This window comes from Cloacibacillus sp. (genome assembly GCF_020860125.1).
GTDB lineage: Bacteria > Synergistota > Synergistia > Synergistales > Synergistaceae > Cloacibacillus.
On record NZ_JAJBUX010000009.1, the window covers coordinates 19,455 to 30,557 of the forward strand.

Below are 11,103 nucleotides of genomic sequence, written 5' to 3' on the forward strand. Positions count from 1 at the left end.
GAACGTAGCCCGCCGGCGTTATCTTTTTACTTCTGGTTTATTCCGGCCTTTTTCGCGACGCCCTGCAGATAGACCGTCAGATCCGTCAGATACTTCGCCTGCTCGTCCGGGGTCATAAAGCTCGGCGCGGCGAGGATCGCGGTGAGGTCTTTTTTGACTCTCTCATCTTCGCTGAACTTTTTCAGCGCTCCGTTTACCCTTTCTACAACATCTTTGGGCAGCCCCTTGGGGCCGAAGACATACATATTAAATGGTTTGTTCACATCGTATCCCCTCTCCATCAGAGTGGGAAGTTCGGGGAAGAAGGGGCTGCGCTCGGGAGTGCATACGGCCAGCGGGCGCAGAGAGCCGTCTTTGACATACTGAGGGATCGAGGGGGCGTTCAGCGATGCCGCGTCAAGAAAACCGCCGAGCAGCTTCGGTATGCGCGTCGCTCCGCCTCCGCCGCTGACGGCGACGATTCTTTTCCCGCCGGCGGCATTGTCGATAGCCGCGAGTTCAAGCTGGCTCATGGAGCCTATCTCCACAGGCATCTTCACTTTGCCGGGATTGTCTTTAAGATAGGCCATAAATTCGTCGATCGTCTTCCACGGCGAGTCCGCCTTCACCACGATGGCGTCACAGGTCGCGACCGCCTTTCCAAGCGGGGTGAACTCCTCCCAGCTGAACTTAGCGACACCGGTTATGTAACCGGAGAGGATCGCCTCGTGCATCCACAGAAGCGTATAGCCGTCGGGCCTAGCCTTGAGCACCTCTCTCGCGCCGATGCTCCCGCCGCCGCCGGCGACATTGGCGATGATGACGGGCTGACCGAGAAACTCCTCCGCATACTTGGCAAATATTCTGGCCGTCGTATCGACCCCGCCTCCGGGCGCGTATCCGACGACCATCTTAATCGGCTTCGAGGGATATTTGTCCGCCGCGCGGGCCGGCAGGCCGGCAAAGACAAAGATAGACATGACCACTAAACACAACGCTGCAAACTTCTTAAACATAAGATATAGCCTCCTTGATATTTGGAATTACCACTATTGTGAATCAACTTTGATTTTGCGTTTTTTTAGCGCGCCGCTCACCAGCGGCCAAGCAAGGGATATAGCGGTCAGGATCAGGCAGCAGAGAGAGATCTTCCCCTCAAACAGAGGCATATAGCTGCCGTTGCTCGACATTAGACCCTGGCGCAGATTGTTCTCAATGAGCGGCGCCAAGACGAAGCCGAGTATCGCGGGGGTCATGGGGAATTCGAGCCTCTCCATACAGTAGCCCACAAGGCCGAAGAAAAGCAGGAGCCAGATGTCAAAAATCCTGTTATTCAGCGCGTAGGCTCCCACCACGCACATCACCACAATAAAGGGAAGCAGGTACGTTTTAGGGGTGCTCAGCGCTTTTATGAAAAATTTAATGGCGACGAGCATCATAATAAACATCGCCAGGTTCGCGAAGAAGACGGCGGAGAAGGTGCTGTAGACGAACATCGCGTTGTTATTGAAGAGCATCGGGCCCGGCTGGAGGCCGTGTATCATCAGCGCTCCCACGAGGACGGCGGTAGTCGCGTCGCCGGGGATGCCCATCGTCAGCATCGGCACAAGCGCCCCCGCGATCACCGCGTTGTTTGAGGCCTCCGAGGCGATTATTCCGCTCTTATACCCAGTTCCAAAGAGCTCCGGATGTTTTGAGTGGGACTTGGCATTTCCATATGAGACAACATTTGCCGTCGCGCCGCCGATGCCCGGCAGAAGGCCGATGAAGAACCCGATGAGCGTGCTCTGTGTCACATTTGAAACATCACCCCTGAAGAAATTCCGGAAACCGATCCACACATTTTTTATCGGCACCTTCGGCACAAGGACGTTGTTGTCGGAGCCCATGTCGGAAATAATCTGCGATATAGCGTAAAGTCCGATCAGGTACGGCATTATATTGACTCCGCCCTCAAGGTCCTCAAAGCCAAAGGTGAAGCGCGGAACCATATCTATCTCCGAACTCCCCACCGTCGCGAAGAAAAGACCGATGAAGGTCGCCAGCAAACCTTTGGTCATTGATTTTTTCGAAAGTACGACGACGATGCTCAATGCAAGGACCGCAACTGAGAAATATTCAAAATTCCCGAAGGTCAGGGCAATTTTCGCCACCTGCGGGGCGACGAATATCAGAGCGACGGAGCTGAACAGGCCGCCGATGAAAGAGGCGAATATCCCTATGCCGAGGGCCCTTCCCGGCTCGCCCTTCTGTGCCATCGGATAGGCGTCAAAGGTGGTAGCCACGGAGGAGGGGGTCCCCGGCATCCTTAAGAGCGCCGCCGAAACAAGCCCGCCTGATATCCCTCCGGTGTATATGCCGAGCAGAAGGCATATCGAAGATACCGGGTCTATTTTAAAGGTGAGCGGCAGAAAAAGCACGATGCCCATCGTCGCCGTCATACCGGGGATCGCGCCGAAAATTATTCCGGCAAACGTCCCGATAAGCAGGAGCATGAAGGGAAAGGGAGAAAAAATACTTATAATACCCTGAATAATATCTGGATTCATTTTCTGCACCCCATTACGGAAGAAGTAGGTAGAGAACTCTGTTGAAGAAGAGGTAGGCCGCCGCGGTCACCACAACGGAAAAGACAATATATCTCGCCATCTTTGACGCCGACGATTTTGCCGCGTCCAAAAGCAGCATGTTCAGAAACATATATACCGGAGTCGCATAGAGGAACCCAACGGAAAATTCCAACGCGGCGAAATAGATAATTGAGTAGGCGACAAAGAGGAGCTTCCTTTTATTGAAAAAGCTTTTACCCTCGGGAGCGGCTTCCGTTTCCTTCTCCGCTTTTAAGCCCCTTATTCTGGAGATCGACTGTAAGGCAAGGATACCGCCAAAAAACATTATTCCCGCACATGCCAGCTTCGGGAAAAATTTTGAGCCCAGCAGGTCAAACTTTATCATCTCCTGGAAGTGCACATTAATATAAAACACCAGACCACCGGCAAAACATACCAGCCCCGCCGCGAGATCTTCCTTATAGCTTCTTGCGCCGCTCATTTTTACACCTCGTTTTCTTCCAGCTTACATACCGCAAGTTCTATATCGTGGTGAACACCTATCCTCCTTCCGTCGCCGTGTTTAAATTGTACATAAATTGTATTTATGATTTTTTATATTAAATTATTTATATCATTTTTTGAGATATTGTCAAGCGCGTAATCTTCCTATTAAAAAGACAAAACAGAGGCGTCCCTTTATCCATGGACACCTCTGCTCTTCTAATTTCAGCGTTATCTTATTTCTGCGGGACCGCCTCGTTTGCCCTGTCGATGTCGTGCAGACTCGGAACGGTCCTTAATGTGTGTTCTCTCAAAAGCTTGGCCGCCATATCCTCGTCCGCGTTGCGGTAGGCGTCATATATCTCCCGGTGTTCCTGGAGTGAAAGCTGAAGCTTTTCCGGCGGCAGTGGTTCTCTTAAAATCCTATACATAGCGGTATTGTTGCGCAGCTGCTGCAAATATTTCATAACACGCTGCCAGCCGGACGGGGCGTAGAGCAATGAATGAAATTCTTTGTCGACCTCGAGAAAGCCCACGTAGCCGTCCATCTGCGATAGCGGGATGGCGAGATTCTTTTCCAGCAGCTCATAGTCCTTTTCCGTGGCCTTCTTCACCGCCGCCCTGATCGCCACCTCCTCGAGGGCAATCCTGGTGGTGTATATCTCTTCTATATCATGGCTGTCAAGGCTGGTGACATAGACCTTTTTTCGCGGGACCTTCGTGACCAGCCCCTCGACCTCCAAAGCGGCGATCGCCTGTCTCACCGGCATCTTGCTGATTTGAAGGCCGTCGGCGATCGCGGCCTCGTCTATTTCCTGTCCAGGATAAAACGCTCCCTGCGTAATCGCGGAGCGCAGCGTCTGCAGTACCAAAGTCTCGACGCTGGTATTAAAAGCGGCGCTGGGCGCATATTGGCTTAACGAGCTAAACGGATTATTGGTGTTCATACCATTCTCCCTTTTCAACAAGGCATTGTAATACATAATAATTTATACTTGATATATAAGCAGAAAACTAAAAATAATACAAGCCCCAAAGTATTCATTTTTACCCTCACATAACAGCATCAAAAAAGAGCGGCCTTCCGACCGCTCTCCGCCATTGTTATTACAAATCTTATTTATTCGCCAAATACTTCGCCCAGTCGGCGCTGAACTGGTCGATCCCCTTCTTTGTGAGCGGATGCTCGAAAAGCATCTTAAGCACCTTGAAGGGCACCGTCGCGTAGTCGGCTCCGGCCTTCGCGCATTCGAGGACATGGGCCGGGTGGCGCAGGCTTGCTGCGATCACCTTCGTCTCTATGCCGTAGAGATCGAATATCTCCACCACGTCGTATACCAGCTTCATGCCGTCCTCGCCGATGTCGTCGAGGCGCCCGACGAAGGGGCTGACATATGTCGCGCCGGCGGCGGCGGCGAGCACCGCCTGGTTGGCGCTGAAAACGAGCGTCACGTTCGTCTTGATCCCCAGCGCCGTAAGCTCTTTCACTGCGCCTAGGCCTTCGGGGCACAGCGGCACCTTCACGACTACCTGCGGATGGATACCGGCGAGCACCTTCGCCTCTTCGATCAGCCTGCTCTTTTCCAGAGAGACGGCCCCGGCGCTGACGGGACCGTTCACCGTCTCCGCGATCTCACGCACGCGGGTGTGAAAATCTATATTGCCCTCTTTTGATACAAGGGTGGGATTTGTCGTGACCCCGGCGATGACACCCCAGGAGTGGGCCGTCTTTATCTCGTCAAGGTTTGCGGTATCGAGAAAAAATTTCATGACACGGACTTCCTTTCAATTATTTGATTTTCTATTTGCTTTGCGGTTCTTTACTGCCGTTCTTTGAAGATTTTAACCGTCATGCCGCGCGGCGGCGTTCTCGCGTTTCTGCCGGTCCATCTCCGCCACTTCGCGGCTGAGCGTGAAGCTCAGGATCACTCTCAGCAGGACGATGACCGAGAGTACGATCACACCCTGCAGATCAGGGTCGCTGATCGTGCCGATGATATCCGCCGCCATCAGGAATTGAAGGCCGAGCATCAGCGTATCTTCAAAGGAGAGCCGCAGTTGGATCCAGGCGTCGCGCGGCAGACTGTGGCCGGAGCGGGAGGTGAAGAAGAGCTGGCATCCGCGGAAGATGGCGACCGCCACGCCGCACATGATGATGAGTATGCTGATAAATTCGATGATGGTCCTCGATACGGCGGCAAAATCGTGAAGCATGCGGAGCCCCTCCTCTATCCTATATTGAAACTAAAGATAATTTTATAATGAGAGAGGGTTTTTTGCACGACATTTTTCTCATAAAAGGGTCTTTTCAGAGGTAAAACACAAAAAATCAACATTTCGCCGGTCTTGTATCATCCGTTCCCGCACTAGCGGCAAAACAGAGGCAGGGTCTGCCGCCTGAAAGCGGCACCTTGTCAGACAACTGCCGCGCCAAAGGCGAAACGTCGGCATACTCCCACAAAAATACTGACGGGCGGCATGGATAAAGACGGCGGCAACAAATCGGCCCAACGTTCTGTACCATGTATTTATCATTTAAACTACAGGCCATATCAATAATAAATGGCTATAAGTCATAATATGCGACACCATAGCCTTGAAATATGACTTAATATGACTTATAGTCTTATTTATATTATAAACACAATGGCAGCTTGGCGTCCGGCCGGTTTACGCCGCTTTTGTTTTCACGGCCGCGCCGCAAATTTAAGAGACATATATGGACCGTGACAGGATGTGATTTTATGAATATATTTTCCCCGCCGTCAAAAAGACGCGGGGCCGCCCTTATCGTCACCGTGCTTATCAGCTTCATCCTGCTCTCCGTGCTGAGCCTCGTGGCCTTTAACATCACGGTCGGAACACTGCGCATAGAAGGATGGCAGACGGAGCATTACGAGGAACAGCAGCTGCTCTTCCTCGCACGCTCGGGCGCCGCGGCGCTCGGCTCCCAGCTGAAAAAAGAATACTGGAAAGCTGACAACGGCGAAGAGATAAATAAGAGCGGCGTCATAAATGTCACCGACGCCGCGCGCGGCTTCGAGGCGAGCCTTGACCTGGCGGTCAGCGCCGACGCCGGCGCAAGCTACATGCGGATAAAAGTCACGGCCAGCGGCGCGGGAGGAAAAAGCGTCTCCGCCTCCTGTCGCTACGGCAGGGACAACGGGGAAATTTACGGGTGGGATATCAAATGACGAAGCATTCAGGCTCTCTTCTGGTGGAGGTCCTCATCTCGATAACGATATTCATTATCGGCCTGCTGGCGCTTATAGGAGCGATCACCTACAGCGTAGGCTCCATCGTGAAATCACGGGAGGATATAAGCTCCGACATGGAAATAACGAACATGACGGAGAGGGACGCTATGCGCCTAACCATCTCGCCGGATATCGGCGCCACCGAGCTATTGGGCAAATATAATGGGACGGTAGCCACCACTCTCGCTCCGCAAAGCGGCGACAAGGACCTAAAAGCAATCTCACTGACCTGCGGTCTTTACCTCTACGAACACGAGAACGGTAAAAGACGTGGGACGGCCTTCTATCTTCTTAAGAGGGAGGACTGAGCGATGAGAGCGCTAAAACGCAGAAGGGCCTTCACCCTGGTTGAACTGATAATCGGCATGGTGATGATGGTGATCGTCATGGGCGGCATCATTACCGGGCTCAGTATGGGGCTGCGCCTCTACACGCGCGCGGAGGCCAACGGCAAGGTGACGAACGGGGCAAGATTCACCGCCGCCTCCTTCAAACATAAGATATGGCCGATGATGAGCCGGGCCTCGATCGTCGAGATACTTCCGAACCTCCCGGATGTAGCCGTCAGCGACTCCGAGGACTGCTACGTCTACCTCGACGAATCGGAGCAGTGCGTTAAATACAGGATAGGCGACAGGGACGAACCACTGACCGGCTCCGAATTCATCACCTCGCTCGATTTCAGCGTCCCCACCGCCTCCGAAGACCGGGCGGAAAACTTCATCCTCAGAATGCGCGTGGAGGCGCAGGCTCCCAGAATCAAGTCTGCCCACGTAACGCTGGACATCGATTCGGCGCTTATCAACAGGCCAGCGAAGAGAGGCTCCGAGACGGAGGCCGCCGCCTACCGCGGCCCGGTGCTCCACTTCAACATCTTCGACTTCCGTGAACTGCAGCTGTACCCCATTCCGGGAGAAGGCCGGCCGCTGCAAAACGAGGAAACGGTGGAAAAGGACAGCGTGATCCAGCTCCGTTACAACATTATCGTCCCCTCCGGCAACAAGGACGCGACGAAGACACTCTACTACATAAGTTCGGAGAGCAAGGCCTCGCTGAAAAAGAGCACCGGCTACTGGGAAGACGACAACTACGACGACAAACACCCTGATTACCACAACGAAAAGACTAGGGGCAACTACTGCTGGCCGCTGGTGATAAAGTCCGGCAACGTCTATTACCTCGCGGGCGACCAGTATAAAAAGGCCTCAGGCAAAGAGGATGAATTTCTCAAGATACCGACCTCCGGCACCTTCTATGTCTACACCGGCAACAATCTCGATTCTGATTTTGACGGCGAGGGAAAATTGAAGAAAGATAGTATGACAAGTGTAGAAAGGTTCGGCTCCTTCGGCTACCTCCGCGCCTGGGTAGTTCCGGCCTACAGCGACGCCGACGACGGCGGCGGCTTCGTGCGCCCCAAAGGATACGAGCAGTGGAGCGTACGCGTGAGGATACTACAATCAAATCCCGACGGGCAGACCTGGTTCCGTAGGTTTACGCAGCATCAGGTGGACCTCATACCCAATAAGATACATCTGGACAGTACCGACAGTAATTTCAGCGCCGTCGGCTACATCAACCCGGAAACCGGCGAATACCGCGTAAAAATGGAGTACCACGCTGGAAACAACCATATACAGATAGGGGGCGCCCTGCTACCCGAAGATATCGGCGACGCGAGGAAATATGACAAAGAGATATTTGACGGTGTAAGCTACACAAACATTACCAACTATTCTATCATCGTGGACGCGGAGGTGGGAACTACGACGGCGGGGCTCGCGCTGCTCCTCAACGGCTACAGGAATAATGGCGCTACCAGCGGCTATTGCCTCTACTACGATCCTGGCGCTAACGGCTATCCGATACGACTGCAAAATACTTCTGGTAATGTCGGCGGCTATCAACGATACGGCGTTCAGGAGATCGACTCCCCTATAGAATCGGTCATAAATAATACCACAGCCATTGGATCGATTTCTGGAGGCTCAGGCGGGACCTTTTACAATAATTATTACAACCCGCAGTATGTAAATACCGCGCTGCAAAACAACATCTTCAAGGCAAAAGAGTCAAAAGAAACAGACTTACGAGGAACTAGGGGCGACTTCACGGATGAATGCAAAGAGATGCAGCCTCGCCGCCGATATATGGTAACTATCCTTGAATACCACACCGGCGATAAGGAAAACCCGCAGCTGCTCGTACGCATGAGGCTGCTGAAAAACCTCAGCAAGGTCATGGAGGAATCCAAGAAATCTGAAAGGGAACTGCGCGCTGAGGACCCCTTCCTCTGCGGGCCGAGGTTCTACTATTCAGAACCGGCGTGGTACGGGAGTTTTGTCGGGCAGAAGCCAAAGGTAGAGACTATAAAGAATTGGTATGGGAAAATAACAGATTATCTATACACCTTTAAAGCCAAAAGATATGGCGCGGATACCGGGGATGTTGAGAGAACGGTCAGCACCAGCGAAAATAATTCTGGTTATTACGATTCAGGAAGCAATTTTTACGCGCTGCAGACTCCTGACCATAACGACGGCAACTCCCGTTATAAAAAAGGCTTCTCTCGCGGCGGCAAAACTTTCAACGGCGGCGTATATAAGGCGCAGAACCTCGACCCCCGCAAAGAGCTTGGCACCACCAATGGCGGTAAGGATAAGCTGGGGATACTGACTCCGGACCGCTACCGCTGGATCGGCCTCGCGATCTGGGGCGGACAGCTGGGAAATAGAAGCAGCGTAGAGATCTACGACATGACGATCGCCCCCGGATTCGACGCGGGAGAGCTGCGGTCGATAATGGAAAGCGGCGCGCAGGTATTCGGCATGGATAAGACAAACGGCAGTTTTCCGACCGTTTTCGCCGAATATTCGGCGGACAGGGATACCGCTGTTAAGTGGAACCGTGAGCTCTTCGGCATATCAAGCGACGGTAACGGGAACCAGGCGCACGGCAACGCCTATGCCGGACGTTTCAAAAACGCGCAAAATGAAACGCAGCCCTGCGTAATGTCCCTTCAGCACGTCTCGTCAGGCTACAGCGCATCCTGCGGCTGTCCGATGTGTATAGCCTACGGAAAATATAACAACAAATAACCGGAGCTTCCCGCTCCTCATAACGAAAAACGGAGGCCGCCCTTTAGGGCCGCCTCCGTTAATTTTATCAATGGGCAGATATTTTTTACCCTACACGGCGTAGGCTTCGGGGTCGTCCTGCGGCTCCTGTCCGATGTTCACGAGGGTCTCCTTCGCGAACTTGTTGGGCAGGAAGTCCTTAGCCACCTGCGGGAAGAGGATATAGGAGAGCACGTCCTCCGGCTGCGTGCACCACACGCCGATCTCTTTTTTCGCCTGCTCGATCTCGGGGGCGATCTTCTCGCCGGGGCGGCAGGTTATCGGCTCCTCGTCCCCGAGGACCAGCTTCTGTATCTCGGGATCCACGGGGGCGGGCGTCTTTCCGTAGTAACCGCGGAAATACTGGCGCACCTCGTTCGGCACCATCTTCCAGCGCTGGCCGGAGATGACGTTCATCGCCGCCTGGGTGCCGACGATCTGGCTTGTCGGCGTGACGAGCGGCGGATAGCCCATCTCCTTGCGCACGCGCGGCACCTCTTCCATGACCTCCTTGAATTTTTCAAGGCAGCCGCCCTCTTTGAGCTGGCTCTGGAGGTTGGAATACATACCGCCGGGTATCTGATAGAGAAGGATATTGACGTTGACTCCGCTCACTCCCATTATCAGGTCCTTATATTTTTCATGAAGCATCTGATAGTGCTTCGCGACCGGCAGCAGCTTTTCAAGCGAAAGCCCCGTATCGAGCGGGCCGCCGGCAAGCGCCGCGACCATCGTCTCCGTCGCGGGCTGGCTTGTGCCCATCGCGAAGGGCGAGATCGCGCAGTCGACGACGTCCGCGCCGGCCTCAAGCGCCGCCATGTAGCTCATCGACGCCATGCCGCTCGTGTAATGGCTGTGTATCTGCACCGGCAGACTGACCTTTTTCTTGATCGCCTTTACAAGCGCCGAGGCCGCGACGGGCGAGAGAAGCCCCGCCATATCCTTGATGCAGATGGAATCGGCTCCCATGTCGGCCATGTCGCGCGCCTGCTTCGCAAAAAGGTCAAGCGTATGCACCGGCGAGATCGTATAAGAGATCGTCATCTGAAGCTCGCCGCCCTCTTTCTTGACGGCCTCGGCGGCGATCGACATGTTGCGCAGGTCGTTCAGCGCGTCGAATACACGGATGATGTCTATACCATTGCCGATGGCGCGCTTAACGAACTCGCGCACCACCTCGTCCGAGTAATGGCGGTAGCCGACGATATTCTGACCGCGCAGAAGCATCTGGGTCTTGGTCTTTTTCAGGCGCTTCTTTATCTGGCGCAGCCTGTCCCACGGGTCTTCGTTGAGAAAGCGCATCGCCGAGTCGAAGGTCGCGCCGCCCCACATCTCTATCGAGTGGTAGCCGACCTCATCCATCGCCTCGCAGATGGGGAGCATGTCGTCCGTGCGCAGGCGCGTCGCCATGATCGACTGGTGCGCGTCGCGGAAGGCGGTCTCCATTATGCCGACGCGCGGCTTTGCCTTGGCCGCGGGGGCCTCCGTCTTCTTGTTTTCCGTCACGGTAATCTGTTCAGCCTTCGCCGCCGGCTCCGAGGCGGGGGCCGCCGAAGCGGCTCCCGTCGTTACCTTGGTAGCGATTACCTTCCCATTGCAGTCCTTGATCTCTTTTTTGATCTCGATTTCAGACATCGATAACCTTACCCTTCCATCTTCATATCAGCCATATGCCTGTAGAAGCGCCACCTGTCTTTG

At 54.0% G+C, this 11,103-nt stretch carries 10 protein-coding genes; 3 read left to right on the plus strand and 7 right to left on the minus strand.

Going from position 1 to position 11,103, the window contains the following annotated elements; translation table 11 throughout:
- Positions 1-26: 26 nt before the first annotated feature.
- The 6 genes from LIO98_RS01280 to LIO98_RS01305 all read right to left on the minus strand — a co-directional run bounded on the left by LIO98_RS01280 (position 27) and on the right by LIO98_RS01305 (position 5,246).
- Positions 27-995: a tripartite tricarboxylate transporter substrate binding protein gene (locus LIO98_RS01280; RefSeq protein WP_291952540.1), complete on the minus strand. Its 969-nt coding sequence runs from the start codon at positions 993-995 to the stop codon at positions 27-29.
- Between the two features lie 33 nt (positions 996-1,028).
- Positions 1,029-2,528 carry a tripartite tricarboxylate transporter permease gene (locus tag LIO98_RS01285; protein WP_291952542.1) on the minus strand — a complete coding sequence of 500 codons (1,500 nt, stop codon included), beginning with the start codon at positions 2,526-2,528 and terminating at the stop codon, positions 1,029-1,031.
- A gap of 13 nt (positions 2,529-2,541) precedes the next feature.
- Complete coding sequence (locus tag LIO98_RS01290) at positions 2,542-3,030, minus strand: tripartite tricarboxylate transporter TctB family protein (RefSeq protein ID WP_291952544.1); 489 nt, start codon at positions 3,028-3,030, stop codon at positions 2,542-2,544.
- 238 nt (positions 3,031-3,268) lie between these two features.
- Entirely contained in the window at positions 3,269-3,979 is a 711-nt protein-coding gene (locus LIO98_RS01295) for a GntR family transcriptional regulator (RefSeq protein ID WP_291952546.1), read from the minus strand.
- A gap of 169 nt (positions 3,980-4,148) precedes the next feature.
- Positions 4,149-4,802, minus strand: a complete 654-nt coding sequence (gene fsa, locus LIO98_RS01300) for a fructose-6-phosphate aldolase (RefSeq protein WP_291952548.1) — start codon at positions 4,800-4,802, stop codon at positions 4,149-4,151.
- 72 nt (positions 4,803-4,874) lie between these two features.
- Positions 4,875-5,246, minus strand: a complete 372-nt coding sequence (locus LIO98_RS01305) for a DUF1622 domain-containing protein (protein ID WP_066743048.1) — start codon at positions 5,244-5,246, stop codon at positions 4,875-4,877.
- Between the two features lie 530 nt (positions 5,247-5,776).
- On the opposite strand from LIO98_RS01305, the gene LIO98_RS01310 reads away from it, so the two are divergent.
- The 3 genes from LIO98_RS01310 to LIO98_RS01320 are packed head-to-tail and all read left to right on the plus strand — an operon-like array spanning position 5,777 to position 9,387.
- Positions 5,777-6,226 (plus strand): hypothetical protein, encoded by a 450-nt coding sequence (locus tag LIO98_RS01310; RefSeq protein ID WP_291952551.1) that lies wholly within the window; start codon positions 5,777-5,779, stop codon positions 6,224-6,226.
- Entirely contained in the window at positions 6,223-6,597 is a 375-nt protein-coding gene (locus tag LIO98_RS01315) for a hypothetical protein (RefSeq protein WP_291952553.1), read from the plus strand. The genes LIO98_RS01310 and LIO98_RS01315 overlap by 4 nt, the downstream gene beginning before the upstream one ends.
- A 3-nt stretch (positions 6,598-6,600) precedes the next feature.
- Positions 6,601-9,387 carry a prepilin-type N-terminal cleavage/methylation domain-containing protein gene (locus LIO98_RS01320; protein ID WP_291952555.1) on the plus strand — a complete coding sequence of 929 codons (2,787 nt, stop codon included), beginning with the start codon at positions 6,601-6,603 and terminating at the stop codon, positions 9,385-9,387.
- A 90-nt stretch (positions 9,388-9,477) separates the two neighbouring features.
- Here the strand turns inward: LIO98_RS01320 and LIO98_RS01325 are convergent, their stop codons facing one another.
- Positions 9,478-11,040 carry a pyruvate carboxylase subunit B gene (locus LIO98_RS01325; RefSeq protein WP_291952557.1) on the minus strand — a complete coding sequence of 521 codons (1,563 nt, stop codon included), beginning with the start codon at positions 11,038-11,040 and terminating at the stop codon, positions 9,478-9,480.
- Between the last annotated feature and the right edge of the window lie 63 nt (positions 11,041-11,103).

Coding starts and splice junctions, on each gene's coding strand:
- LIO98_RS01315 (WP_291952553.1), top strand. CDS start 6,223: ATGACGAAGCATTCAGGCTCTCTTCTGGTGGAGGTCCTCATCTCGATA.
- LIO98_RS01325 (WP_291952557.1), bottom strand. CDS start 11,040: ATGTCTGAAATCGAGATCAAAAAAGAGATCAAGGACTGCAATGGGAAG.
- LIO98_RS01305 (WP_066743048.1), bottom strand. CDS start 5,246: ATGCTTCACGATTTTGCCGCCGTATCGAGGACCATCATCGAATTTATC.
- LIO98_RS01285 (WP_291952542.1), bottom strand. CDS start 2,528: ATGAATCCAGATATTATTCAGGGTATTATAAGTATTTTTTCTCCCTTT.
- LIO98_RS01320 (WP_291952555.1), top strand. CDS start 6,601: ATGAGAGCGCTAAAACGCAGAAGGGCCTTCACCCTGGTTGAACTGATA.
- LIO98_RS01310 (WP_291952551.1), top strand. CDS start 5,777: ATGAATATATTTTCCCCGCCGTCAAAAAGACGCGGGGCCGCCCTTATC.
- LIO98_RS01290 (WP_291952544.1), bottom strand. CDS start 3,030: ATGAGCGGCGCAAGAAGCTATAAGGAAGATCTCGCGGCGGGGCTGGTA.
- fsa (WP_291952548.1), bottom strand. CDS start 4,802: ATGAAATTTTTTCTCGATACCGCAAACCTTGACGAGATAAAGACGGCC.
- LIO98_RS01295 (WP_291952546.1), bottom strand. CDS start 3,979: ATGAACACCAATAATCCGTTTAGCTCGTTAAGCCAATATGCGCCCAGC.
- LIO98_RS01280 (WP_291952540.1), bottom strand. CDS start 995: ATGTTTAAGAAGTTTGCAGCGTTGTGTTTAGTGGTCATGTCTATCTTT.